The sequence below is a fragment of the Geminicoccus roseus DSM 18922 genome, assembly GCF_000427665.1.
In the GTDB taxonomy this organism is placed as follows: domain Bacteria; phylum Pseudomonadota; class Alphaproteobacteria; order Geminicoccales; family Geminicoccaceae; genus Geminicoccus; species Geminicoccus roseus.
On sequence record NZ_KE386572.1, the window covers coordinates 4,299,152 to 4,324,200 of the forward strand.

At 67.5% G+C, this 25,049-nt stretch carries 18 protein-coding genes; 14 read left to right on the forward strand and 4 right to left on the reverse strand.

Translation table 11 applies throughout. From position 1 onward, the window contains the following. The 5 genes from asnB to GEMRO_RS0121335 all read left to right on the forward strand — a co-directional run bounded on the left by asnB (window position 1) and on the right by GEMRO_RS0121335 (window position 8,339). Window positions 1-2,040: an asparagine synthase (glutamine-hydrolyzing) gene (gene asnB / locus GEMRO_RS0121315; protein WP_027135630.1), complete on the forward strand. Its 2,040-nt coding sequence runs from the start codon at window positions 1-3 to the stop codon at window positions 2,038-2,040. A 5-nt stretch (window positions 2,041-2,045) separates the two neighbouring features. Further along, window positions 2,046-4,358 (forward strand): GumC family protein, encoded by a 2,313-nt coding sequence (locus GEMRO_RS0121320; protein ID WP_027135631.1) that lies wholly within the window; start codon window positions 2,046-2,048, stop codon window positions 4,356-4,358. A gap of 68 nt (window positions 4,359-4,426) precedes the next feature. Next, window positions 4,427-5,650, forward strand: a complete 1,224-nt coding sequence (locus tag GEMRO_RS31025; protein WP_035485773.1) for a TolB-like translocation protein — start codon at window positions 4,427-4,429, stop codon at window positions 5,648-5,650. A 435-nt stretch (window positions 5,651-6,085) separates the two neighbouring features. Further along, on the forward strand, window positions 6,086-6,232 hold the full coding sequence (locus tag GEMRO_RS36030; protein WP_157505685.1) for a class I SAM-dependent methyltransferase: 147 nt from the start codon (window positions 6,086-6,088) through the stop codon (window positions 6,230-6,232). A gap of 352 nt (window positions 6,233-6,584) precedes the next feature. After that, window positions 6,585-8,339: a sulfatase-like hydrolase/transferase gene (locus GEMRO_RS0121335; protein WP_169728425.1), complete on the forward strand. Its 1,755-nt coding sequence runs from the start codon at window positions 6,585-6,587 to the stop codon at window positions 8,337-8,339. A gap of 407 nt (window positions 8,340-8,746) precedes the next feature. Here GEMRO_RS0121335 and GEMRO_RS0121340 read toward each other — a convergent pair whose 3' ends face one another. Continuing rightward, window positions 8,747-10,561 carry an alpha-amylase family glycosyl hydrolase gene (locus GEMRO_RS0121340; RefSeq protein WP_205625049.1) on the reverse strand — a complete coding sequence of 605 codons (1,815 nt, stop codon included), beginning with the start codon at window positions 10,559-10,561 and terminating at the stop codon, window positions 8,747-8,749. Between the two features lie 195 nt (window positions 10,562-10,756). On the opposite strand from GEMRO_RS0121340, the gene GEMRO_RS0121345 reads away from it, so the two are divergent. From GEMRO_RS0121345 to GEMRO_RS34420, 6 genes are all read left to right on the forward strand, one after another. Further along, window positions 10,757-11,827 (forward strand): endonuclease/exonuclease/phosphatase family protein, encoded by a 1,071-nt coding sequence (locus GEMRO_RS0121345; protein ID WP_027135634.1) that lies wholly within the window; start codon window positions 10,757-10,759, stop codon window positions 11,825-11,827. Window positions 11,828-11,931: 104 nt separating this feature from the next. Beyond that, window positions 11,932-12,285 (forward strand): ArsR/SmtB family transcription factor, encoded by a 354-nt coding sequence (locus tag GEMRO_RS0121350; RefSeq protein ID WP_027135635.1) that lies wholly within the window; start codon window positions 11,932-11,934, stop codon window positions 12,283-12,285. Then, the gene (gene arsC, locus GEMRO_RS0121355) at window positions 12,282-12,704 is read left to right on the forward strand and encodes an arsenate reductase (glutaredoxin) (protein WP_027135636.1); all 423 of its coding nucleotides are present in this window, start codon (window positions 12,282-12,284) and stop codon (window positions 12,702-12,704) included. The genes GEMRO_RS0121350 and arsC overlap by 4 nt, the downstream gene beginning before the upstream one ends. Window positions 12,705-12,726: 22 nt before the next feature. After that, on the forward strand, window positions 12,727-13,806 hold the full coding sequence (gene arsB / locus GEMRO_RS0121360) for an ACR3 family arsenite efflux transporter (protein ID WP_027135637.1): 1,080 nt from the start codon (window positions 12,727-12,729) through the stop codon (window positions 13,804-13,806). Then, window positions 13,803-14,561 carry an arsenical resistance protein ArsH gene (gene arsH, locus GEMRO_RS31030; RefSeq protein WP_035485776.1) on the forward strand — a complete coding sequence of 253 codons (759 nt, stop codon included), beginning with the start codon at window positions 13,803-13,805 and terminating at the stop codon, window positions 14,559-14,561. The genes arsB and arsH overlap by 4 nt, the downstream gene beginning before the upstream one ends. 160 nt (window positions 14,562-14,721) lie before the next feature. Further along, entirely contained in the window at window positions 14,722-14,910 is a 189-nt protein-coding gene (locus tag GEMRO_RS34420) for a hypothetical protein (protein ID WP_157505686.1), read from the forward strand. 38 nt (window positions 14,911-14,948) lie between these two features. Here GEMRO_RS34420 and GEMRO_RS32935 read toward each other — a convergent pair whose 3' ends face one another. After that, window positions 14,949-17,582: a hybrid sensor histidine kinase/response regulator gene (locus GEMRO_RS32935; protein WP_027135638.1), complete on the reverse strand. Its 2,634-nt coding sequence runs from the start codon at window positions 17,580-17,582 to the stop codon at window positions 14,949-14,951. Between the two features lie 449 nt (window positions 17,583-18,031). Here GEMRO_RS32935 and GEMRO_RS0121380 point away from each other — a divergent pair, with 449 nt between their 5' ends. Then, the gene (locus GEMRO_RS0121380) at window positions 18,032-19,324 is read left to right on the forward strand and encodes an ABC transporter substrate-binding protein (protein ID WP_027135639.1); all 1,293 of its coding nucleotides are present in this window, start codon (window positions 18,032-18,034) and stop codon (window positions 19,322-19,324) included. A 13-nt stretch (window positions 19,325-19,337) separates the two neighbouring features. Here the strand turns inward: GEMRO_RS0121380 and GEMRO_RS0121385 are convergent, their stop codons facing one another. Continuing rightward, a complete protein-coding gene (locus GEMRO_RS0121385) occupies window positions 19,338-20,789 on the reverse strand; it encodes an amidase (protein WP_051329321.1) in 1,452 nt (483 codons plus the stop codon). Between the two features lie 89 nt (window positions 20,790-20,878). Next, window positions 20,879-21,556, reverse strand: coding sequence for a cysteine hydrolase family protein (locus GEMRO_RS0121390; protein ID WP_027135641.1), 678 nt, complete (start codon window positions 21,554-21,556; stop codon window positions 20,879-20,881). 412 nt (window positions 21,557-21,968) lie between these two features. Between GEMRO_RS0121390 and GEMRO_RS0121395 the strand changes: the two genes are divergently transcribed. Then, on the forward strand, window positions 21,969-23,792 hold the full coding sequence (locus GEMRO_RS0121395; RefSeq protein WP_084507313.1) for a thiol-activated cytolysin family protein: 1,824 nt from the start codon (window positions 21,969-21,971) through the stop codon (window positions 23,790-23,792). An 11-nt stretch (window positions 23,793-23,803) separates the two neighbouring features. Then, entirely contained in the window at window positions 23,804-25,027 is a 1,224-nt protein-coding gene (locus GEMRO_RS0121400) for a hypothetical protein (RefSeq protein WP_157505687.1), read from the forward strand. Window positions 25,028-25,049: the final 22 nt, after the last annotated feature.

Here is a 25,049-nt window from a genome sequence, read left to right on the forward strand (position 1 = left end):
ATGTGCGGGATCACCGGGATCATGTTGCCCCCGCAGGCCCGCGACCGGGCAAGGCTCGAAGCCATCGCGGCCATGACCGTGAGCCTGGCTCACCGGGGACCCGATGGCAGCGGGATCTGGTTGGACCGGGACGCGGGGATCGCCTTGGGCCACCGGCGCCTGGCCATTCTCGACCGGTCGGATGCCGGGCGGCAGCCGATGATCAGCCACGATCGGCGCTACCTGATCACGTTCAACGGCGAAGTCTACAGTGCGCCGAAACTACGGATCGAACTCCTGGCGCGCGGGCATCGCTTCCACGGCCATAGCGATACCGAGATCATGCTCGCGGCCATCGTGGAGTTCGGCCTGGAACGGGCGCTGGATCAGTTCGACGGCATGTTCGCCTTCGCCCTGTGGGACCGGGCGGAGCGGCAACTGCACCTGGTGCGGGACCGGCTCGGCAAGAAACCGCTCTACATCGGGCAGGCGAACGGGGCGCTTCTGTTCGGTTCCGAGTTGGACGCGCTGCGCGCCCATCCTGGCTTCCAGGCGCGGATCGACCCGGACGCACTCGCTGCCCTGCTGCACCAGGGCTGGATTCCCGAAGAGCATTGCATCTGGCACGGCGTGTTCAAGCTTCCGCCGGGAAGCATCCTTTCCATCGGGTCGGCGGAACTCCAGGCATGCGATGTGGGGGACATGCGGGCGCGGTCCCGGGCGTGGTGGTCGCTGACGGACCTCGTTCGACAGGGCCGCGAGGATCCGATCGTCGAGCCTAGCGGGTCGGAGGCGATGCTTGACGGCCTGCTGCGCACGGCCGTCAGAGAGCGGATGGTCTCCGATGTCCCAATCGGCGCCTTCCTCAGCGGCGGAATCGACAGTTCCGTGGTGGTGGCCCTCATGCAGGCCCAGTCGGCGAAGCCGATCCGCACCTTCACGATCGGCTTCGCGGAGAGCGGCTATGACGAGGCCGACGATGCGCGGGCGGTGGCGCAGCATCTTTGCACCGACCACACCGAGCATCGGGTGACGTCGGCCGAGGCGCAGGCTGTGATCCCGGACCTCCCGGGCATCTGGAGCGAGCCGTTCGCGGACGCGTCGCAGATCCCGACCCTGCTGGTCGCAAAGCTGGCTCGGGAGCAGGTCGGCGTCGTGCTGACGGGCGACGGTGGCGACGAATGCTTCGGCGGCTATCGCCGCCATGTCATGGCGCACCGCCTTTCGAGCCTGTTCCGGGTTCCCGCCGGGCTGCGGCGGGCCGCAGCGAGCAGCCTGACCAGGCTTGGTCCTCCCGCCTGGAACGAACTGCTGGAACGACCCCCCTTCAGCTGGAGCCGGAGCCTGCGTGGGGCCCTGCAGGGCGAGACCGTGCACAAGTTCGCCGACGTCCTCGATTCGGCAAACGAGAAGGATCTTTATCATCGGCTGCTGCAGGGGGGCTCGCAGGTACATCGCCCGAGCAGCATGAGGAACTGGCCTGAGCCGGCGGATGATGCTGCCGATATGCTGCGACTTCTGCCAAGCCATGGCGCCCGCGCGATGTTCCGGGATACGATCGGCTATCTTCCGGGCGACGTGCTGGTGAAGGTCGACCGGGCCACAATGGCCCTGGGCTTGGAGGCGCGCTGTCCGCTTCTGGATCACAGGATCCTGGCCTTGGCCTGGCGACTGCCCATCGGCAGCAAGATCAGGGGCGGCAAGGGCAAGTGGCCACTGCGCCAGGTCCTCAGCTGCTATCTGCCCAGGGCTCTGTTCGAGCGTCCCAAGCAAGGATTCAGTGTGCCGGTCGGAGCCTGGCTGCGTGGCCCGCTCCGAAGCTGGGCAGCCGACATTCTGGCGCCTGGCCGGATTGGCCGCGGCGATCACCTCAATCCGGAGGTGGTCGGGCGCTTATGGTCGGAGCATCTCACCGGCCGCCGCGACCATACCCGGCAGCTCTGGGCCGTGTTGATGTTCGAGACCTGGCGCGATCGGCTCCGCTTGCCAGGCCAGTCGCAACTGGAATGGCCAGGCAATCAGGTGCTCCATCAGGCTCCAGATTTCGCGGCCGTGGAATGATCCCCATGCAGGCCAGGCTGATGCAACGTGCCTTTGCGACATCTCATGCGGCGACGCAGGACGGGGTCGGGCATCGCGACATGGCCCTACCGTCCGCTGGCCTGGCGGACCTGGTGGGCATCGTGCGGCGTCGGTTCGGCCTCATCGCGATTATTGTCGCGCTCAGCACAGGCTTCGCGATCTGGCTTGGCCTGCAGGTGCAACCACGCTTTACCGCGATCGCGGAGATCGTGTTGGAACCGCGCCATGGCGAGTTACCGACAGGTGGCCTGGCGCCCCCCGACGCGGTGATGAACCCGTCCCTCGCCGAAACGAGGATCAAGTTCCTTACCTCCAGCGATCATCTCCGTCGCGTCCTGGCCAGCCTGGAGCAGGCGAGCGGGATGTTCCCCGCCTTGGAGATGCCCCCACCTTCAGGCCCAGACCATGGCGAGCGCCTGCGCCGGAACGAAAACGGCTGGCTTGAGCGGGCCTGGCAGGACCCGGCCTTGCCTGTGATGGCCTTCTGGTCGCGGCTAACCCGGAGCGGGCAGTGGCGGCCGCCGCCAGCGGATCCAGTCCCACCCAGCCTGGACGACCTCGAGAAAGGCCTGAAAGTGTTCCAGGAAGGCACCTCCTATGTCATCGCCGTGAGCTATTCCGCGACTACTCCAAGTGCCGCCGCTGCGGTCGCCAACCATGTCGTTGACCTTTATCTTCAGGAGGAGCTTGCCCGCAGGCGGCGGACGATAGCTCAGGCTTCCGGATGGCTGGACGATCAGCTTGTGGCGCTCAAGGCGCAGCTGGAGCAGGCGGAATCCGCGGTGCAGGGCTATCGGATCACCCACCGGATCGCCGAGGGCAACCGGCTGGATGTCACCAACCAGCAGTTAACCGATGGCCATCGCGAACTCACCGAGGCGGAGGCGGACCTGGCGACCCGCCAGGCCCGGCTGGACCATGTCCAGACCCTGCAACGGCAGGGGGCTGTCCTGGCCATTCCGCCCGAGTTCGGCTCCTCGCCAGGCCTGCTGGAACTGCGCCGACGCGAGCTTGAACTGCAGAGCCAGCTGACTGAGCTTTCTTTGACCTTTGGCGACAAGCACCCGCGGATCCAGCTCATCCGCACCCAGCTGAGCGAGACCCGCCAGAAAATTGGCCAGGAGATCGCGCAGGAAATCGCCCGCATGGAAGGGGAGGTGCAACTGGCCGCCGCGAAGGTGCGGACCATCCGCGATCGCCTGGCGAACGTCCAGCAGGCCAGCAGCGTGACCCAGCAGGCCGAGGTGGGACTGCACGAACTGGAACGTGAGGCCGAGGCCAGCCGGAGGCTCTACGAAAATCTCCTGCAGCAGCAAAAGGAGATCCAGCTTGCGACGGATTCGATCCAGCCGGACACGCGGATCCTGTCCCGCGCCATGCCTCCAGACCGGCCAAGCTCGCCGCCGCCGATCCTGTTCGCCATCCCGGGCATGGTCGCGTCCGGCGTTGGTGGCATCCTCTTGGTCGTGCTGCTCGAACGCCTCGACCGCGGGCTGCGCAGCGCCCGCCAGGTCCAGCAGGAACTGGGCCTGCGCTGCATCGGGCTGGTGCCGCGCCTGCGCTGGCTCGGCCGCAAGCGGCCGCACCAGTATCTGGCTGGCATGCCGCTCTCGATCTATACCGAAGCGCTGCGCTCGATCTTCGTCGCCTTGCCCGGCGCCACGCGGGATTATCGCCCGACCGGCATTGTCCTGGTGACTTCAAGCCGTGCAGGGGAGGGCAAGACCACCCTGGCGGTCAGCCTCGCTACGTATGCATCGCTTGCCGGCAAGCGGGTGCTGCTGATCGACCTCGATCTTCGCCATCCGAGTGTGGCGCGTGAACTCGGGGTGAAGCCTCGCTGCGGGCTGGTGGAGTATCTTTGCGACGAGCGTGCGCTGGACGAGGTCGTCCATCAGCTTCCGGGCACGAATCTGCACTACATTTCCATCGTCCGGCGGCCGGTCGACCCGTTGAGTCTGGTCAGCGGTCAGGGCCTGGCGGCCATGCTCCAGCGCATGCGGATGCAGTACGACTGGATCATCGTCGACAGTGCGCCGCTCCTGGGCATCACAGAATCCAGCGTCCTGGCACAGCTGGTCGACAGCGTGCTGTTTGCCACCCGATGGGGGAGCACCTCACGGGACATCGCGGGCAATGCCCTGGAAATACTTGAGGAAGCCAGCCAGACGTTGGATAGGACGCCGCCCGGAATCTACAGCGTGCTCACGCAGGTCAATATTCGCCAGCATGCGCGCTATCGCTATGGCGATGCTGGAGAAGCTTACCATCGCTACAACAGATACTACGCGAACTGACGAGTATCGCCGAAGGAAATTCATTTCGCTGGAGAACGGCGATGCGGTCGAGCGAAGGAGTGGATGGCATGAAGCTGATGGCGCGCCTGGTGCTTTTCCTCTGGATGGCGGGCATGGCCTCATCGAGCCCTGGCGCCGCCGAGCAACTTGACGGGGCGAAGGTGCGCCACGCTCCCGGCGCGGCGCGTCCGGGCTATCTTCGGCCGGTCCAGGACGCGGTGTTTGGCAGCACGGTCACAAGGGTCACCGATCCGCTGCGCTCCATCACCAATCTCTCCGGCTCCTGGCAGAACGTCGCGCGCCACCACTACTCCGTCTCGCAGGCCTGGAACGCCGACCAGAGCCTGCTGCTGATCGATCGGGGTGTGGCCGGCCGGCTCGTGTTCCTCGACGGACAAACCTTCGAGCCGGTGCTGGATCGTCGGGTCGGCGACGTGCAGTGCGAGTGGCACCCGGTCGAGGCGCCGCTGATGATCTGCATGCACGACAGCCAGATCTATCTTTGGAACGTGGCGAAGGACAGCCGCCGGGTGGTCTTCAGCAGCACCAGGTTCGGTGACTTCGATTTCGGGCCCGGCGCCGGCAATGCCTCGATCCGTGGCAAGCGGGTGGCCGTCCGCGCTCGGGACAAAAGCGGGCGCTTGGTCGCCTTTGTCGTGAACCTGGACGACGGCACGGCACTCCCGGAAATCGACTTGAGCCGGCTGCCCGGCAGCAACAGCTATGTCTCGATCTCCCCCAGCGGACAGTTCGTGTTCGTCTACCAGCATACCGATGCGGGGGAGCAGGGGCTGGTCTACTCGCCGGCGGGCAGGCGGGTGCAGACCTGGCGGGAGCATCATCGCCCGGGACACGGCGACATGACGATCGATGCGGACGGTAACGACGTGATGGTCGGCATCAGCAAGTCGGATCCAGATCGCTACGCCATCATCAAGCGACGCCTGGTCGACGGCAAGGTCACCCAGCTTACCGGCTACAGCCAGGCTACCCATGTCTCCGCCCGCAACACACGCAAGCCGGGCTGGGTGTTCGTCACCTATGGCGGCACGGAAGAGGAGGTGCGGCGAAACACCGATTCCGAGCCCTTCTTCCAGGAAGTGGTCGCCTTGAGGATCGACGGCAGCGGTGAGATCAGGCGGGTCGCCCATACTCGCACTGGAGATACGGGCTACCTCAGCGAAGCCCATGCTTCGCCGTCACCCGACGGGTCCAAAGTCATATTCGCGAGCAGTTGGTGGAACCGACCGTCAGCGCCCATCGCATCCTACGTCGCGGCGGTCGATTGGTGACACCCCGTGCAGCAGTAAAGACAATCGAGTTGCGCCGTTCTTTATATTTATGGATAATTTGAAATAGTAATCGCAATAAAACTGGCATGTATATTATGGTATGAAATCTTTTTGTTGCAGGATAGATTAATTTTGTTTGAGGAGTCCTGCCTTGTATGTGGATCTGGAGGTCCAACGGCTGCGCGCTGTGTATGGCGAGTATGAGCAGAGCGCCGACAGCGGGCGCTGGGATATCAGGAAGCCTGGGGTCTGCGAGATGCGCAAGGAACGCGCCAGACTGACTCTTCAATTATTGCAGCGCCGTGGGTTTTGTCCGCTCGGCCTGCTGGACATTCTCGAGATCGGCTGCGGCGATGGCGACAATCGTTTGAACCTCCTGGGCTGGGGGCGGATGCCAGGCGGCTTTATGGTATCGATCTACGAGAAGAAGCCATCATGCGTGCGCGAGCGCGCCTGCCGGGTGTCGATCTGCGGGTGGCGGACGCCCAGACGTTCAGCATCGGGCCTAAGACGATCGACCTGATCGTGCTGCACACCGTTCTTAGTTCGATCCTGAGCGACCGGTGGTTCGGGCCATTGTAAAGCAGATAACCGGAATGCTTCGGCCGGAGGGAGTAATCCTAAAGTATGAAGTTTTCATCAAGGATTTCAAAAATCTTCATGTTTGTGCGATCGACCGCCGAGATCTTGGCTGGCATTTTCCTAGATTCAGCTTCAAATTAACCAAGATCACGATGTTCCCGCCGATAGCGCGTCGACTGGGGTTCTTGGTGCCCAAGCTATATCCGCTGCTCGCGGCCCTTCCAATTTTGCGTGGCCAGTACTTTGGTATGATCTTCAGGTCTTGCTTCGCGGCCGAGTCGGACGGCAGCAAGAGCAGGAAAGAAGTTCGGGTCGCGCTTACGCCAAGCTCATGAGGTCATCGATGACAAGAATGAGTACGCGCCTATTTCAGCGCCTCGATCAAAATGGCGTCGCAGGGAATCGGACAGAATCCTTTGCTCAGCGCGGCTGGACGCTAAACGCATCAACAGTGACTCCGGCTCTGCTCCTGTTCCGCCTGATTGTCATTCTCGCCTTCGTCGTTCTCACCAATTCCGGGGCTGTTCAGCGGCTTTACCTGCTGGCTGACCAGCAGCGCTTCGGCACGCTGATCGGCTTCCTCGCCGTCTGGGGCCTTTGCCTGATTGCCCTGCTGATCGGGGCTTTCCAGCCCAATGCAGGTGTGCGGCTTGGTTGGGCAGCGATCTTCTCCATCAGCACTGGCCTGGGGGTCGCCTTCCATCAGGCGAGCGGCAGTGACCTTTCGGTGCTGGACGTCATCTCGATGTGGCACGTCCGTCACGAAGCCTCTCGAGCGGCCGACTTCTACCGGAGCGACATCGAGAAGTTCGCGATGATGACAACCGGGTTCTTCATCGTGTTTGCCGCGGCGCCATCAGGACTGGCAAGCAAGGCCAGGCTGTGGCTCGGGCGGATGTGGTGGGCGCCGGCAGTGCCGGTTGCACTGATCGCCGCAATCGTCTTCCAGAAGGAGGGGGGAGGCGCTTCCGGTCTGCCCCGACAGTTCACGCCGCTGGCGATGGGAGCAGTATCGGGCGCAATCCTGGTGAGCAACCCGGTCCTGCAGCGCCGGGAGGTCACGTGGACCCCTGGTGCGCCTAGGGTGCGCAAGATCGTCCTGCTGGTCGATGAGAGCGTGCGTGGCGACTATGTCGACTGGACGCCCGGCAATTCCTACACGCCCGGTCTTGCCAGCCTCGCGACATCGATCAGCGATTTCGGCCCGGCAGCCTCCGGCGGCAACTGCAGCCATTACTCGAACGCGATCCTGCGGTTCATGGCAGCCCGCAACCATCTCGGGCAGGCGCTGCTGACCAACCCCACCATCTGGCAGTTCGCCAGGAAGGCCGGCTTCCGCACTGTCCATATCGATGCGCAGGCAAGCAGCATCAGCAGTTCTGGCAAGATGCAGAACTTCATGACGACCAGCGAGATGCGCTCCATCGATGCCTTTCATCTGGTCGGCGACGCCGTTGCTCCGCCTGAGCGGGACAACCGCATGCTGGACATCGTCAGAACGGAGCTGGCCTCGGACCAGCCCACCTTCATCTATGCGGTCAAGAACGGGGCACATTTTCCCTATGACCAGAGCTATCCTGCCGAGGAGGCGCTGTTCCGACCGACGATGACCGAGGCGCCCAACGACGATGTCTCGGCCCGGATCCATTCCTTCCGTAACGCGGTGCGCTGGTCGGTCGACCGGTTCCTCGTGCGGATGGTTGACGAGATCGATCTGGATGAGACAGTCATCCTGTACACGTCGGATCATGGCCAGCAGTTCAGGCGCAACCGTCTTTCGCACTGCACCGTCGAGCAGCCGGACCCGCGCGAGGCCCTTGTTCCGCTTTTCGTGATCACGGGCGATGCGGAGCTCAAGGCAGACCTGGATCATAACGCTGCGGCCAGCCGCGGGCACGCCAGTCATTTCTCGATCATGCCGGCCGTGCTAGAACTGCTCGGATATGATACGGCGACGGTGGCTGCCGCCTATCCTGAATCACTGCTGAAGCCAAGCACGATACCCGCCAAGTTTACCAGCGGCGACATCTTTGGGTTGTTCTCTGCCCGGGTCCGCTGGCATACGCTCGATCTTACGCAGGACTACCTGGAGGAGCTTGGACGGTGATACTCTCCGCCTCCGCGTACATCCCTAGTACACTCTGGTAGGAAAAAATTCATTTTTAGTCAAGACGCATCTCACGGTCGAGCGGGGGGTGGAGGCACCGGTCGATGGGAAAACTGAGGCCGGCCGGATCTCTTGCTGGCGTGGAGGGCTGCGGCAGTCGATCATAGATGCACCCGAGCCTCCGGCTCCATCACCCAATGCGTCATCCCCTCACTCAATGACGGGAATTAGATTGGGTTCTTGTTGCCTTTGTTTCACTCCACGAGAGCAGCATGTGATGGAGCGATGTTCTGCAGCAGGCATGCTGCGCAGGAGTGGGCGCGGTTCAAGGTAAGTTCGTGGGCCGATGCCGTTTCGCCGGCCAAGCAGACTACGGCGCTGGGCGGTCCCGTCGTTGTTCGGGCAGTTCAGCCCCTGTCCTGCGAGAAGACCAGGACCGTGTAGGCGCCGATGCCGAGCGTGGCCTGGCAGCCCAGGCCGTCGCGGCCATCCGGCCGGGCGTCGGCGTCGCCGCTCCAGTGGTCGCCAAAGCCGGGGTCGTAGCCGCGCCAGTCGCTGTTGAGGCGCAGCCGCCAGCGGCCGGGGCGGGGGAAGCCGATCAGGTAGTGGGGGAACGGGCGGCCGGACAGGTTGAGGACCACCACCACGTCGTCGCCAGGGCCGCCGTCGCGCCAGCGGTGATAGGCGATCACCTTGTCGGCGTTGTTGACGTGGTGGACATGGACATGCTGGCCGGTGAGGCCGGCGCTGACACCGTCCCGGTCCAGGCGCAGGCGGACCAGGTCCTGGTAGAACCGGAAGATCCCGGCAAAGCGGCTCTTCTTGTCCCAGTCCACCGGGTCGGCGTCGTGGAACCACTCGTCCTCCAGGAACTCCTGGCCCTGGAACAGCATCGGCACGCCCGGCGTGGTCAAGACGATCGCCGCCCCCAGCATCGAGCGCTTCTTCGCGGCATGGGAGGCGGGATCGTCCGGGGAGATGTCGTGGGGCACCCGCGCCCGGCCGTTGGCGACCTCGTCATGGGATTCGGTGTAGACCACCCGCTCGAACGCGTCCGCGCCGTAGCGATGGGCAATGGCATGTCGCAGCCGGTCCATGTCGCGGTCGGCATCGTTGGCGGCGATCACCGTCGCCCGCACCGCATGGACGAACGGCGCGTCCCACTGGCTGTCGAAGCCGGCCCCGCCAGCGCCGGTATCCCGGGTCAGCCAGGGATTGTCCTGCATGTCCTCGGCGATGCTGACCTTCCAGGGAAAGCGCGCCCGGATCTCGTCATGCACCCACTGCATCAGGCTCCAGCCGTCGGGCAGGTCGCCGCCGGGATCATGGTCGCGCCCGTCCACGTTGCGGATAAAGGCGGTCATGTCCCAGCGCAGCCCGTCGCCGCGATACTCCTCCAGCCACATCAGGGCGTTGTCGAGGATGAAGCGGCGGACCTCCGGCCGGCCATAGTCCGGCCTGGTGTCACCCCAGGGGGTGCGGCGGCGCCAGTCGTTGTAGAAATAGATTCCGCCGCCGCCATGCTCGGCCCAGCCGTCGAAACGCCAGATGTCCAGGTCGCTCGGGCCGAAATGGTTGAACACCACGTCGAAGATCACCGCGATGCCGCGCTGATGCGCGGCGCGCACCAGCTCCTTCAGGCTGTCCGGCCCGCCATAGTCGCTCTCGATCGCGAACAGGTGCGCCGGGTTGTAGCCCCAGGAATAGCCGCCGGCGAACTCGGCGACCGGCATGACCTGGATGGCGTTGACGCCCAGCTCCACCAGATGGTCGAGCCTCGCGATGACCCCGTGCAGGTTGCCGGGCGCACCACCCCGGTCGTCGTTGAAGGTGCCGACATGCATCTCGTAGACGACCATCCGGTCGAGGGTCGGGGTGCGGTAGCCGGTGTCGCTGCCCCAGTCGAACCCGTCGGCGACCAGGATGGCGTTGCCGACCGAGCTGCCGACGTTGCGGGCATAAGGGTCGATGCGGCGAAGCTCCGTCTCGCCGTTGCGCACGTAGAAGAGATATTCGTCGCCGGCAGCGGCACCCTCGACCGCCGCCGACCAGAGCCCGTCGCCTTCCGGGGCCAGCGGATGGGCGGTCCTGGACCAGTTGTTGAAGGTCCCGGCGACGCTCACGGCACTGGCGAACGGCGCCCAGGTCCGGAACACCGCCCCCTCCGCAAACAGGGTGGCGCCCATGCGGTCCGACGAAGCGGGATCGAGCAGGTTCGGCATGGCAGGGCTCCCGCGGCCGCCGGCGCCCGACGCCGGGGCGGCCGCTTCCAGAAAACAGCCAATGCACTCCAAAAAAAACGCTCCGGCAATGGTGTGGATGGCACCGCTGGCAGGCGATGGACTTTCCTTTCCGGCCGACGGCATCCTGGCCCTCCTGGAGCGCCCCCGGCGATCGGTCAGCCAAGGCGGAACAACATGATCGTGCTCGTCGTCGCGCTCTGGATCGTCTCGCTCGGGCTGCTGCTCGTGACCCTGCTGCCGCTGGTCAGGAGCCCGCGATGGTGGGTGCGGGTCTGGGACTATCCGCGGCTCCAGGTGGCCAGCGCCCTGGCCCTGGCGCTGGTGGGCCAGCTGCTCCTGCTCGGGCGGGAGGGGCCGGAGATCGCGCTGATGCTGGCCACGGCGGCCGGCCTCGCCTGGCAGATCTGGCGGATCTGGCCCTACACGCGCCTGCACCGGCGGCAGGTCCTGCCGGCGAAGGCGTCCGACCCGTCCCGGTCGATCCGGCTGCTGGTCGCCAACGTCCTGCAGGACAACCGCCGGGCCGACCTTTTGCTGCGCCGCGTCGAGGAAGCCGATCCGGACCTGGTGCTCGCGGTGGAAACCAATGGGTGGTGGGACGAGCGCCTGGCGGTGCTGCGCGAGGACAGACCGTTCGCAGTCTGCCATCCGCTGGAGAACACCTACGGCATGCACCTGTTCTCGCGCCTGGAGCTGAGTGACATCCGGGTCCAGGACCGCGTCAGCCAGGACATTCCCTCGTTCTTCGCCCGGGTGCGGCTGCGCTCAGGAACGCTGGTCAACCTGCATTGCGTGCATCCCGAGCCGCCGCAGCCCGGCAACGACGTGGCGGAGCGGGACGCCGAACTCATGCTGGTGGCGCGCGAGGCGGAGAAGGACGGGCGCCCGACCATCGTGTGCGGCGACCTGAACGACGTGGCCTGGTCGCACACCACCCGGATGTTCCAGCGGATCAGCGGCCTGCTCGACCCGCGGATCGGCCGGGGGCTCTACCCGACCTTCCATGCCGAGCACCGGCTGGCGCGCTGGCCGCTCGACCACGTGTTCCACGACGCCAGCTTCCGGCTGGTCCGCCTGGAAGTGCTGGACTATTTCGGCTCCGACCATTTCGCCATCCTGGTGGAACTGCTGCACGACCCGGCCGCGGTCGCCCTGCACGAGATCCCGGAGGCCGATGCCGAGGATCGGACGGAGGCTGCGGAGAAGATCGCGGAGGGGAGGGAGGCTGCGGCGGAGGCGTCCTGAGGCGGCCGCTGCCGCATGGTCACGGCGGCGGCGCGACCGGCATGTCGAAGCAACCGTGCGCCCGAGGGGTTGACCTGCAGCGAAACATCGATAATTCTGGATACATGGATGACAATGATGCTGTCGCGGCCCTGGCCGCCCTTGCCCAGATCACCCGGCTGGAAACCTTTCGCCTGCTGGTGCGCCACGAGCCGGACGGGCTGCCGGCCGGCGAGATCGCCCGCCGGCTCGGGGTGCCGCAGAACACCATGTCGGCGCACCTGGCGGTGCTGACCCGGGAAGGGCTGGCCCGCTCGGAGCGGCACAGCCGCTTGATCATCTACCGCGCCGACCTCGCGCGGCTGCAGGCGCTCACCCTCTACCTCGTCCAGGACTGCTGCGGGGGCAGCCCGGCGCTCTGCGGCTCCCTGGTCGCCGCCCTGGCCCCGTGCGGCCCGGCCGAAACGGAAACGCGATGACCATCACGATCTACCACAATCCGCAGTGTGGCACCTCGCGCAACGTGCTGGCGCTGATCCGCAACAGCGGCGAGGAGCCGGTGGTCGTCGAGTACCTGAAGACGCCGCCCAGCCGGGACGAACTGGCTGATCTGGTGCGGCGCATGGCCATCCCGCCGCGCGGCCTGCTCCGGCAGAAGGGCACGCCCCATGACGAACTGGGCCTGGGCGATCCCAACCTGTCGGACGACCAGCTCCTGGATGCGATGGCTGCCCATCCGATCCTGATGAACCGCCCGGTGGTGGTCTCGCCCCTGGGCGCCAGGCTGTGCCGGCCGTCGGAAACCGTGCTGGACCTGCTGCCGTCGCCGCAGCGCGGCGCGTTCGCCAAGGAGGACGGCCAGCCGGTCGTCGATACCAGCGGCGGCCGCCTGATCTGATCCCTTCAAACTGGATTTCGCCATGCCCGCGCCGGCTCCAGCCTCCCGGCTGTCCTTTCTCGACCGCTACCTGACCTTGTGGATCTTTGCCGCCATGGCTTTGGGCGTCCTGCTGGGCACCCTGTTCGACGGGCTGCCCGGCGCGCTCGACCGGCTGTCGGTCGGCACCACCAACATCCCGATCGCGATCGGCCTGATCCTGATGATGTACCCGCCTTTGGCGAAGGTGCGCTACGAGGAACTGCCCCGGGTGTTCGCCGACAAGCGGGTGCTGGCCCTGTCGCTGGTGCAGAACTGGCTGATCGGCCCGGTGCTGATGTTCGTGCTGGCGGTGATCTTCCTGCGCGACCAGCCGGACTACATGACCGGCCTGATCCTGATCGGCCTGGCCCGCTGCATCGCCATGGTCCTGGTCTGGAACCAGCTGGCCCGCGGCGACAACCAGTACGTGGCGGGGCTGGTGGCGTTCAACTCGATTTTTCAGATCCTGTTCTTCAGCGTCTATGCCTGGATCTTCCTGACCGTCCTGCCGCCTTTGTTCGGGCTGGAGGGCAGCGTGGTCGAGGTCGGCTTCTGGACGATTGCCGAGGCCGTGCTGATCTATCTGGGCATCCCGTTCCTGGCGGGATTCCTGACCCGGCGGGTCCTGACCGCGCGGCGCGGCCAGGCCTGGTATGAAGAAGTGTTCCTGCCGCGGATCGGGCCGGTCACGCTCGCGGCCCTGCTGTTCACCATCGTCGCGATGTTCGCGCTGAAGGGCGATGACCTGGTGCGGCTGCCGGCCGATGCTGTCCGCATCGCCATCCCGCTCTCGCTCTACTTTCTGATCCAGTTCGTGATCAGCTTCGCCATGGGCCGGTGGATCGCCGCGGACTATCCGCGCACCACCGCCATCGCGTTCACCGCCGCCGGCAACAATTTCGAGCTGGCGATCGCCGTGGCGATCGCGGCGTTCGGGCTGGCCTCCCCGGTGGCGTTCGCCGCGGTGATCGGGCCGCTGGTCGAGGTGCCGGTGCTGATCCTCCTGGTGCACGTGGCGTTGCGCCTGGGCCAGCGCTGGTTCCCGCAGGATCGCGCCGTGGCCGCGGGGGGCACGGCATGACCGGGACCAGCAGGTTGCGGCCGCTGCCCGATCCCGACCACCTGCCGGCCCTGGACCGGAAGCTGGTCCGGCTGCGGCCGGATCCGGCGGGCGACGTCCCGCCGCCCCGCATCCTCCTGCTGTACGGCTCCCTGCGGCCGCGCTCCTATTCCAGGCTGGCGGTCGAGGAGGCTGCCCGGCTCCTGCGCCTGTTCGGCGCGGAGACCCGGATCTTCGACCCGCACGACCTGCCGCTGCCCGACCAGGTCGAGGGCGACGATCATCCCGCCATCCAGGAGCTGCGCGAGCATTCCTTGTGGTCGGACGGCCAGGTCTGGTGCAGCCCCGAGCGGCATGGCCAGGTCACCGGCGTGATGAAGGCGCAGATCGACCACCTGCCGCTGGCCCTGCGCGGGATGCGGCCGACCCAGGGCCGCACCCTTGCGGTGATGCAGGTGTCCGGCGGCTCCCAGTCCTTCAACGCGGTCAACACGCTGCGCCTGCTTGGCCGGTGGATGCGGATGTTCACCATTCCCAACCAGTCCAGCGTCGCCAAGGCCTACCAGGCGTTCGACGAGGCCGGCCGGATGCGGCCATCCGCCTACTACGACCGGATCGTCGACGTGATGGAGGAACTGGTCCGCTTCACCCTGCTGCTCCGACCGCAGGTCGCGGCGCTGACCGACCGTTATTCGGAGCGGGTTGCCGCCGCCCGCACCGCTGCCGGGGAGGATCTGTCCGGGATCGCGATCGCGCCCCAGCCGGCGTCGAGCTGAGGCCGGCCCCGGCAGGGGGGCGGCTGCTGCGGCACCACGGCGGGTAGGCAAGAACCGAGGTTCGACGCATCCTGGCAGTACGTGCGTATGTAGAATGAAAGCCCGCCCAGCCATGGCCAAATATCGACGCCCGCCCCCAGATCCGTGCTCGGAGCCGGAAGTGCAGCGAGTCCGGGTGTGGGGCAGCGAGGACGATCTGGACCAGATCGAGGCGCTGGCGCAGGTCCTTTCCGACGAGGGGCCGGCTTCCGACGCGCTGCGCCGCAGGCTGGAGATGATCCTCGCCAGCGACGCAGCGGGTGTCCAGGACAATCACCTGGCCAACTGGGAATCGATCGTCCGCCACTGAGCAGCCTGCGGGAAACAGGCCGCCGCAGGCAGGCCTGGTCACGGCGGCGCGGTGACCAGGTCCAGTCGATCCAGTTCCACCCGGGTCGCGGCGACGGCCTGCTGCAGCAGGCCGACCAGCTCGGCGATGTCGTCGCCCCGGAGCGCGCGCTCCTCGATCTCCCGCCCGAGCATCCCGATCCGGCGCAGGCCGAAGCTCGGCGCGGTGCCGGCCAGCCGGTGCGCGGACCTCGCCACCCCGGCAAGATCGCCCACCCCGTGCTCGATCACCTCGGCGGTCAGCTGCTCGGCCGAGGCCAGGGCGTTGCGCAGGAACTGGTTGAGCTTGTCCGGGCCGGCCATCGCCCGCAGCCCGTTGATGCGCTCATGGTCGAGCAGGTCCGGCTGGGCAGCCAACTCCGGCTCCGACTCCGGCTGGGGCAGGGACTGGGGCTCGGGCGCGGACGGCGCCGTTGACGCCGCGGCGGAGGTGGCGAGCGGCGTCGGCTGGCGCAGGGCCCGGCTCTGGCGGGCGATCGTGCCCAGGGTCTTGAACAGGTCCTCCCAGTCCACCGGCTTGGTCAGGATCCCGTTCATCCCGGCGGCGAGGCAGCGCTGGCGCTCGGCATCCATCACGTTGGCGGTGAGCGCCACGATCGGCAGCGTGCCCACCGGCGGCGACATCGCCCGGATCCGCCGCGCCGCCTCGATCCCGTCCATGGTCGGCATCTGGACGTCCATCAGCACGACGTCGAAGCTTTGCGCCTGCGCCAGCGCCACCGCCTGCTCGCCATTCTCGGCGAACGCGACCTTGTGGCCATAGCGGGTCAGGGTTGCCTGCAGCAGGTCGCGGTTCACCGCGACGTCCTCGGCGACCAGGATCCGCAACGGCTCGATGGTCGCCGGATCGAAGCTGGCCTGCCCGTCGACCAGCACGATGGCGCCGACCTCCAGGACCAGCTCGAACGAGAACACGCTGCCAAGGCCAGGCGTGCTCTCCACGTCGATCGTGCCGCCCATCGCGGTCACGATCTGCCGGCAGATCGCCAGGCCCAGGCCGCTGCCGCCGAACTTGCGCGCGGTGGAGCGGTCCGCCTGGGTGAAGGCCTGGAACAGCTCGCGCTGGCGGTCCTGCGGGATGCCGATCCCGGTGTCGCGGACCTCGAAGCGGAAGCGCGCCTGGTCCTCGCCGACCATGGCGCAGCGGGTGATCACGTCGACGCCGCCGACGCTGGTGAACTTCAGGCCGTTGCCGATCAGGTTCACCAGGATCTGGCGCAGCCGGGTGGGGTCGCCGCGCACCACCGGCGGGGAATGCTCGTCGAGGTCGAAATGCAGGCGCAGCCCGCGGTCGGCCGCCTGCGGCGCCATGATCGAGCGGACCTGCTCCAGAACCTCCGGCAGCGAGAAGTCGATATGCTCCAGGGTGATGGCGCCGGCCCCGAACCGGGAGAAGTCGAGGATGTCGTTGATGACGCTCATCAGGTGCTGGCCGGACGTCTGGATCGCCCGGACATAGCGGCGCTGCCGCGGGTCCAGCCGCTCGGCCGCCAGGAGGTCGGCCATGCCCAGCACCCCGGTCATCGGCGTGCGGATCTCGTGGCTCATCGCCGCCAGGAACTGGGTCTTGGACCGCTCGCCCGCTTCCGCATGGCCCTGGGCGATCCGGGCCTCCGCCTCGGCGGCCTGGGCGGTGGTGGCGGTGGCGCGCAGCGTCTGCATCGTGCGGTGCAGGAGGCCGGTCAGGAAGCCGGTGATCAGGCTGATCATGACGATCAGGATCCCGGCCAGATAGACCTGCGACCACCAGGCCTGCAGCAGGGTGCTGACCGGAATGCCGGTCACCACCTGCAGGCCGAACCCGGCCACGCTCGCCCGCGCCACCAGATGGTCCTGGACCAGGCCGGTGCCGTCCGGATTGCCGCCGGGCAGGGTCGCGGCGTCGAGGAAGCTCGGCCGCGGCGGCTCCTGGTCGAGGTCCGGCCAGTGGCGCTTGTCCATGGCGTAGAGCCGGCCCGCCGCGTCGGTCAGCGCCACGGTCTGCTCCGGGGCGCTGGTCAGGCTGGCGAAGATCTCGGCGTACAGGCGCCAGCTCGCTCCCACCGCGATCACCCCCGCGAACCGGCCGTTCTGGTCGTGGAGCGGCCAGCTGACCGGGACGATCTCCTGGTCCGGAGCGATCCGCGACACCACCGGCGAGCCGACCAGCATGCCGAGCGCGACGCCGTCGCGCTGCCGGGTGAAGTAGCTGCTGTCGCGGACGTCATAGCCGACCCGGGTGACATCGCTCGTGTAACGGATGATGCCGTCGGCATCGATCGCGGCCACCCCGCGCAGCGCTTCCAGCTGGTCGATCTGCTCGGCCTGCTGGCGCAGGCGGAAATAGACGCCCGGCAGATCGAGCTGGCCGCGGGCGAACTCGTCGATCGCCAGCGACACGGCCAGGTCGAGCGTGACCAGGCCGCGGGCCACGAAGCCGGCGGCCGGAAAGCTGATGGCGTTCAGCTCGTTCCTGGCCTGGTGCAGGATCTGGTCGCGGTCGCGCAGCAGGACGCTGGAGGCGGCGAGGGTGCCGATGACGCAGCTGGCCAGGCAGACCAGCAGCCCGATCTTGGCCGGGCGCTGGTTGCCGATCTTCCGGACCAGCCGGTTGCGCAGCCTGATGAGTGCGGCGGCCTGCTTGCCTGCGGTCACGGCCGGACGGCGCCTGTCGACAAGATCAGCTGGTATGCGCTGCAGGCCATGTCTCGAAATTGATCCCGATATGCCTGTTGGCTGTCTTATGGGCTGGCGACGGATCGACGCCGCGCCGGCGGATGCGTCCCAGATCTGTGAACCATGCGTGGGGATTCATCGATAGGAAAAATCGGAAACAACACAATCCGGTAAAGTGCCCATCGGCGAGTCCATGTCGGCAGTGTGGATGTGGTGCCGGCCGATCGGGACGTAGGGGGGCAAGGGCGACGGCAGCTTGCAGCCACGGCGCCGGCACCGGAGGGGGTGGCGAGACCAGCCCAGTATTGACGAGTGGTGTTCCGAGTGTCGATAAATCCAACTCCTGTGTTATCTTGCGTCCATCCGGAACCCCCTGTCTTCGCCAGGCGCGGGATCGGCAGTCTCCCGCATCAGCTGGAAGTATATGCATGTGGAAGGACATTCGCGCTGGACGGCGTGCGCTGCTTACCGGCATTGCCGGGGCCGCGACCGCGACGGCTTTTGTTCCACGCCACGCTTCAGCCCGGACCAAGATCCGGTTCGCCTGGCCTTTCATCAATGGCCCGAAGGGCATCGAGGACCTGGCCGCCCGCTTCAACGAGCAGAGCCGCTCGGTGGAGGTCGAGGTCGAGATCGTGCCGCAGCTTCAGGCCATCCCGAAGCTCACCGAGGCGTTTGCCGCGGGCACCGGGCCGGACTGCCTGGCGATCTCCGACATCTGGCTGGCCCAGCTGGCCGGTGGTGGCTGGCTGGAAAGCCTGGAGCCCTACCTGGCGGACTCCGGCCTCGAGCCGGAGATCTCGCCGGCCTCGATGGGCATCGCCCGGATGTACCAGCAGACCGCCTATTATGTCGGCTTCGTGGTCGAGGCCTACACGCTCTACTACAACAAGCTGCTGTTCGCCGAGGCCGGGCTGGACGGGCCGCCGATCGACCTGGACGAGTTCCGCATCCATGCCGAGCGGCTGACCGACGCGCGCCGCGACCGCTACGGCTACTATGCCGAGGGCGGTGACGGCTGGAGCTTCCAGCAGTGGACCACCTGGGCGCTCGGCACGGGCGGCCTGGGCGTCGACCGCACCTTCTTCGACGCCAACGGCAAATGCGTGCTGAACACGCCCGCCCACGCGCAGGGCCTCCAGCAATGGCTGGACCTCTACCAGAAGAGCAAGGTGTCGCCGCCGACCTCGGCGGTGGGCACCTTCGTCGACCAGGCCAACGCCTTCAGCGCCGGCCAGGTCGCCATGGTGTTCGGCTGGGGCTCCTACGTGATGACCATGGCCGAGGCGATCGGCCAGGCCAATCTCGGCACCGCCCGCACGCCGGCCGGACCCACCGGCTCCAACTATTATTTCGCCGGCAACGGCTTCTCGATCAACTCGGCCTCGCCCAGCAAGGAGGCGAGCTGGGAGTTCATCGAGTTCCTGCTGCGGCCCGAGAACAACAGCGAGTGGAACCGGCTCTACGGCGCCATCCCGACCATCACCCGGACCTGGGAGGAGGCGTGGCTGACCCAGCCGAAATACCAGGCGATCCTGGCGATGCTGCGCGACGGTCCCTCGCTGGTCTACCATCCCCGCTACATCCCGGGCTATGGCAGCTTCCAGAGCCAGTTCTCGCCGCCGCAGATCCAGAAGACCCTCCTGGGCGGGCAGACCGCCCAGGAGCATCTGGCGGTGATCGCGGCGGCCCTGGACGAGCTGCGCGCCGCCAACGGGTAGGGCGGCCGGCCGCTCAGGCGCCCGCCCGGATCGGCGGGCGCATCTCCGCCCAGGGCCGGGCCTGCTCGATCTGGCCGGCCAGGTTCAAGAGGGTCGCCTCGTCGCCGAGCCGGCCGACCAGCTGGACCCCGATCGGCACGCCGTTGGCCAGCCGGGTGCTCGGCAGCGACATCGCCGGCAGGCCGGAAATGTTGAAGGCGAACATGAAGGCCGCATCCGACCAGCGGGCCAGGTAGCGCTCCCGGTCGCCGTCTTCCATCGACCAGTAGCCGACCGGGCGGGGTGGCTGGGTGAGGGTGGGGGTCAGGAACACGTCGAAGGCGTGAAGCTCCCGGCCGAGCAGCTGGCTGGCCTTGCGGATCCCGGCAAGGGCCGCCGCGTAGCGCGTGGCGGCCATGCCGCGGCCATGGCGCAGCATCGACCAGTTGAACGGTGCCAGCTCGTGCTCCTCGACCGGACGGCCGACGATGGCGGCCAGCCGGTCGAACTCCGCCGCGGTCTCCACCGCCACCACGTCGTTATAGTCCCACCAGGCCCGCTCCAGGTCGCAGCGCAGGCGGTAGGGCTCGATCCGGTGGCCCATGGCCTCCAGGAGCCGGGCGGTGTCGGCCACCGCTTCCGCCACCGGCGGGGCCAGGGCCGGGCCGAACGGCGCGTCCTGGGCAAAGCCGATCCGCAGCGGCTTGGGCGCTTCCGCCAGCAACGAGAGCCAGCTCTGCTGCGGGGTCGGCGGGGTGTAGGGGTCGCCCGGCTCCGCACCGGCGACCGCGTCCAGATAGGCTGCGGTGTCGCGCACCGTGCGGGTCAGGGCGAAGGTGTAGACCGAGCCCATCCACAGGTCGGCATCCTCGGGGCCGTAGGTGATCCGGCCGCGCGACGGCTTCAGCCCGACCAGGCCGCAGCACGAGGCCGGCACCCGGATCGAGCCGCCGCCATCCGAGCCCTCGGCCAGCGGCACCATCCCGGACGCCACCGCGACCGCCGCCCCGCCGCTGGAGCCGCCCGGGGTGAAGCCGGGGTTCCAGGGATTGAGCGTGTTGCCGTAGAGGCGCGGCTCGGTGCCGATGCACCAGCCGCCTTCCGGCGTGTTGGTGCGCCCGAGCAGGAGAAAGCCTGCCGCCCGGATCCGCGCCGACAGGGTGGAGTCGTAGCCGCAGACATGGTCCTTCAGGTAGGCCAGGCCGTGGTCGAGCCGGCTGCCCTTCCATTGCGAGCCGATGTTCTTGAGCAGAAACGGCACCCCGGCGAACGGCCCGGACAGGCCGCCCCTGGCCGCCTCGGCGCGCGCCTCGTCGAAGGAGCGGATCACGACCGCGTTCAGCTTGGGGTCCAGATCCTCGATCACGGCGATCGCGGTCTCGACCAGCTCGGCCGGCGTCACCTGCCCGTCGCGGACCAGCCCGGCCAGCGCGGTGGCGTCGCTGCCGGCATAGAGTTCGACCAGATCCTTCGTGACGGTCGGCAAGGCTCTTCTCCCCAAGGCTCCTGGCCAGTCAGCCTAGGAGCGCTGTCCGGCCGCGGCCAGTCCCGGGTGGCGACGTTTCCATCCGGGTCTCAGCCCTCCGCGCCGATCGCCGCAAGGAAACCGCCGGAATCGGAGACCCAGCCGAAGATGCCGCCCTGGGCGGCGATCATCTTCAGGCCGATCTCGTGGAACTCCGGGAAGTAGGAGCCGCAGCAGTCGGCCAGCACGACGCAGCGATAGCCGCGGTCGTTGGCCTCGCGCACGCTGGTGTGGACGCAGACCTCGGTGGTGACGCCGCAGACCAGCAGCGCCTCGATGCCGCGGTTGCGCAGGATCAGCTCCAGGTCAGTCTGGTAGAAGGCGCCCTTGCCGGGCTTGTCCAGGACCGGCTCGCCCGGAAGGGGCGCCAATTCGGGCACGATGTCGTGGCCGGGCTCGCCACGGACCAGGATGCGGCCCATCGGCCCCTCCGCACCGATCCGCAGCGCCGGCGCGCCGCGGCCGAGCTTGGCGGGCGGCGCGTCGGCCAGGTCGGCGCGATGGCCCTCGCGGGTGTGGATCACCAGCATGCCGAGGTGGCGCGCCGCCTCCAGGACGCGGCGGCAGGCAGGCACCGCCGGTGCCAGCCGCGCCACGTCGTTGCCGAGTGCCGCCCCAAAGCCGCCGGGCTCCAGGAAGTCGCGCTGCATGTCGATGATCAGCAGCGCGGTCCGCGCCAGGTCCAGCCCGACCGGCCCGGGGGCCGCCGGCAATGTCGTTTCTGCCAAGGAGAGCTCCCTTTGCGCCGGACCGTCCGGGAACCGGATATCCAAGAACCGTGCCGTGGCAGCGGGCGGCTGGCCGGTGGCGCGAAGGCAGGCAGATGCTGCACGAGTCTCGGGCAAATCGAGACCGCCCCCTGAAAAGCATATTTGAACGATCACGGGTTCGTGAGAAAAAGCATGGTGTCAAGCATAGCCGACACTGCGGGCGAACCATCGATCAGGCATCCAGGATCGGCAGGTTCGACATCACCAGACCGGCCTGTCTGGAGCACATGGCCGAACGCCCGGCCGCCACAGCTTTTGGGCACGTCCATCAGACCGCCACGATTTCTCGACTTAGCCACGAGCGGACTTCCAGACGTCGATCCTGCCACCTGTCCCAAAAAAGACCGAACAAAGTCACGGAGAGGCCAGCATGCAACCGACCGATCGCCGATCTCCACGCCATTCCGCCAGCACGGCATGGCGAGCCTGGGCGCCCGGCAAGGTGGTGCGGCGCAGCGCCATGGCCCTGACCCTGGGTTGTGCCGCAGGGGCCGCCCCGGCCGGCGCCGACGCGGCAGCCCTCGACCAATACGAGGTCCGCGAAAGCCGGATCCTGCATGGCGCGATCCGCCAGTCGATCCCGGACGTCGCCGATCTCGGCGCCTGCGCCGAGGCCTGCGACAGCCAGTCCTACTGCCGGTCGTTCACCTTTATCCCGTCCAGGCGGGTCTGCGAGCTCAAGGCCGACAACCGGTTCGTCGAGGAGGCCTATGGCGGCTATGTCAGCGGCATCAGCCGGGCGGATGGGATCACCGAGCTGATCGCCGGGATCGCCACCGGGGTGGTCCGCCAGGGCGACGGCACCCAGGATCCGCCGAAGGTCGAGGTGGGCGCCAAGACCAGCCGCAAGGGCGCCACCGCGCCCGACGGCACGGCGTCGGGCTTCGTCTGCCAGCAGCAGACGGTCAGCCTGGAGCAGCAGTCCGAGGAGTTCATCACCCTCAACCCGACCCAGGAATGGCTCTACCCCGGCGCGCTCCTGCAGGGCGCCACCATCCAGGGCGGCACGCCGACCTGGATCAAGACGCCGCGCTCGGCCGGCCGGATCGGCCTGGCCCTGCAGACCGGGTCGAAGTCGGCCTATGTCGAGGACGTGCCGCGGATGGACCGGCTGTCCACGCTGCAGGCCGTCAACAACCTGCTCAGCCGCTACGAGGGTGGGACGCCCGGCGAGATCTCGATCACCCAGAGCGAGGTCCACAGCCAGGAGCATCTGGAGGCGATGCTGGGCGCCAACGTCACCGGCGCCAATTTCAGCGCCGGCGCCAGCTTCAGCATGAATTTCGAGGAAGAGAAGACCCGCCTGCTGATCCGGGTGGTGCAGAAGTTCTACACCGTGGTGTTCGAGCCGCCGCGCTACCCCAAGGACGTGTTCGGCGACGGCGTGACGGTGGGTGAACTGCAGCGCTGGATGGGGCCGGGCAACCCGCCGGTCTATGTCAGCATGGTCAATTACGGCCGGATGCTGTTCGCGCTGGTGGAATCCAACATGTCGGCCCGCGAGCTGAAGGCCGCGTTCGACGCCAACTACAGCGCGATCGTGGAAGCCTCGGCCGAGGGCAGCGCCGACTACCGGCGCGAGCTCAGCAACACCGACATCACCATCATCTCGTTCGGCGCCTCGGCGGCGGGCGGGCTGACCGGGGCCGCCGACGTGGCGCAGTACCGCAATTTCGACGGGCTCTACGACTTCCTGCGCACCAGCGGCGATTTCGGCCCGTTCAATCCCGGCGTGCCGATCTCCTACCAGATGCGCAGCCTGTACGACTCCCGCCCGGTGCGGCTGGCCGCCACCACCGAATACACCAAGAACCTGTGCACCCCGGCCGTGTTCGGCTGCGACGGCGATCCCGGCTCCGGCAAGCGCCTGGACCAGTGCGGCGTGTGCGGCGGCACCGACCGGTGCAAGCGCCCGTGCGGCGAGCGGACGGTCACGCTCGGCAACACCTATGCCTTCGTCTATTTCGACCTGCCGGAAACGCCGATCGGCCAGACGGTGCGCTTCAAGGACGGCCGCTACTGGGTCGGCCGCGGCCTGCGCTGCTACAGCGTCGACTGGGACAGCACCCGGTTCACCTGCCAGGGCAGCCCGAGCGGCGGCAAATGGAAGGATTCGAAGTCCTGGACCCGTGAGGCCTGGTGCCACGGCGCCAGCAACTACGACCAGCCCAACATGCGCGTCGAGAAGAAGTAGGGATGGCCGCGATGACCAGGATCCGGCGGCAGCGCCGCCCGGGCAGGCTCGCCGGCATGCTTCTGCCGCTGGCGCTCGCCGCCGCATTCCCCGCCATGGCCTGCCAGGGCAATTTCACCGCCACCAGCGCCGACAGCTGCTTTGCCATGCGCGGCTGCACCTGGAACAAGACCAGGGCGGCCTGCGAGGTCAGGGCGAACGTCAACGCCCTGGACGGCGACGAGCGGTTCTCGTTCCAGGGCGACCATTTCAGCAGCGCCGGCAACGAGGTGGAGCGCAACCGGGCCGGGATCCGCTCGCCCATGCCGGCCGATTTCGAGAGCCAGCGCCTGGGCCGGGTCTGTCCCGACCCAGTGATCGACGCCGTCCGCCATATCGACGAGGCTCCCGGCCCAGTCACCATGGGCTCGCCCAGCCAGTACTTCACCTGGCAGCGCGCCCACACGATCGAGCTGATGCTGCGGATGCGGGCAGGATGGCTGGCGCTGCGCGAGGAGGGGGCCTGCCGTAAGGCGCTGCGCCTGGGGATGCTGCCCGAAGCCGCGCCCGCCGATTCGCGCCTGGACCTGCGGCTCACCCTGAGCAACCAGGCGCGCCACAACTGGAAGCTCGCCCGGCGCGGCAACCCGTTCAACGGCGTGATCGACTGCACCAACTGGCGGGTCCACCTGCTGCCGCACAACGCGCGGGCATCCGAATCGGCCGACCAGGTCCCGTGGACGCTGGACCAGCTCCGCAAGGCCCGCTGGTCGCAGGCCCGGCCGAAGCTGAAGCTGAGCGATCGCGAGCTGGTGGGCATGCGCAACAACGGCATCGATCACGGCCGGGTCGCCGCGCTGGTACGCGGCCACGACCGCCCGGCGGCGACCTTCGAGGCATGGTGCGTGGAGGAGCGCCAGGTAAAGGCGGACTTCCTGGGGTTCACGGTCTGGCCGTCCCAGAAGGACGGGAGCCCGACCTGGAAGCTGACCAGCCGCCAGCTGAACGGCCCGAACCTGGACCGGATGACCGTGATCGGCCTCACCGCCGATGGCCGGCTCGGGCCCGGCGCCAATCTGGCGGATCCGCAGGGACGGCCGGTCTATGGCGGGGCCCTCCAGTTCCTGCCCGACCAGCGCGCCAAGGCGATCGACCCGGACCTCAAGACCGTGATCGGGGGCCTGCCGCTGCCGCTCAGCGCCTCGCTGGTCCGGCTAGGCAACGACCGCCGGCAGATGCCGCCGCCCCGCAGGTAAGCTGGGGCCGGGCGCGGCCGGT

Coding starts and splice junctions, on each gene's coding strand:
- GEMRO_RS0121380 (WP_027135639.1), top strand. CDS start 18,032: ATGTGGAAGGACATTCGCGCTGGACGGCGTGCGCTGCTTACCGGCATT.
- asnB (WP_027135630.1), top strand. CDS start 1: ATGTGCGGGATCACCGGGATCATGTTGCCCCCGCAGGCCCGCGACCGG.
- arsC (WP_027135636.1), top strand. CDS start 12,282: ATGACCATCACGATCTACCACAATCCGCAGTGTGGCACCTCGCGCAAC.
- GEMRO_RS0121345 (WP_027135634.1), top strand. CDS start 10,757: ATGATCGTGCTCGTCGTCGCGCTCTGGATCGTCTCGCTCGGGCTGCTG.
- GEMRO_RS0121320 (WP_027135631.1), top strand. CDS start 2,046: ATGCAGGCCAGGCTGATGCAACGTGCCTTTGCGACATCTCATGCGGCG.
- GEMRO_RS31025 (WP_035485773.1), top strand. CDS start 4,427: ATGAAGCTGATGGCGCGCCTGGTGCTTTTCCTCTGGATGGCGGGCATG.
- arsH (WP_035485776.1), top strand. CDS start 13,803: ATGACCGGGACCAGCAGGTTGCGGCCGCTGCCCGATCCCGACCACCTG.
- GEMRO_RS0121395 (WP_084507313.1), top strand. CDS start 21,969: ATGCAACCGACCGATCGCCGATCTCCACGCCATTCCGCCAGCACGGCA.
- GEMRO_RS36030 (WP_157505685.1), top strand. CDS start 6,086: ATGCGTGCGCGAGCGCGCCTGCCGGGTGTCGATCTGCGGGTGGCGGAC.
- GEMRO_RS0121350 (WP_027135635.1), top strand. CDS start 11,932: ATGGATGACAATGATGCTGTCGCGGCCCTGGCCGCCCTTGCCCAGATC.
- arsB (WP_027135637.1), top strand. CDS start 12,727: ATGCCCGCGCCGGCTCCAGCCTCCCGGCTGTCCTTTCTCGACCGCTAC.
- GEMRO_RS0121340 (WP_205625049.1), bottom strand. CDS start 10,561: ATGCCGAACCTGCTCGATCCCGCTTCGTCGGACCGCATGGGCGCCACC.
- GEMRO_RS0121335 (WP_169728425.1), top strand. CDS start 6,585: ATGAGTACGCGCCTATTTCAGCGCCTCGATCAAAATGGCGTCGCAGGG.
- GEMRO_RS0121400 (WP_157505687.1), top strand. CDS start 23,804: ATGACCAGGATCCGGCGGCAGCGCCGCCCGGGCAGGCTCGCCGGCATG.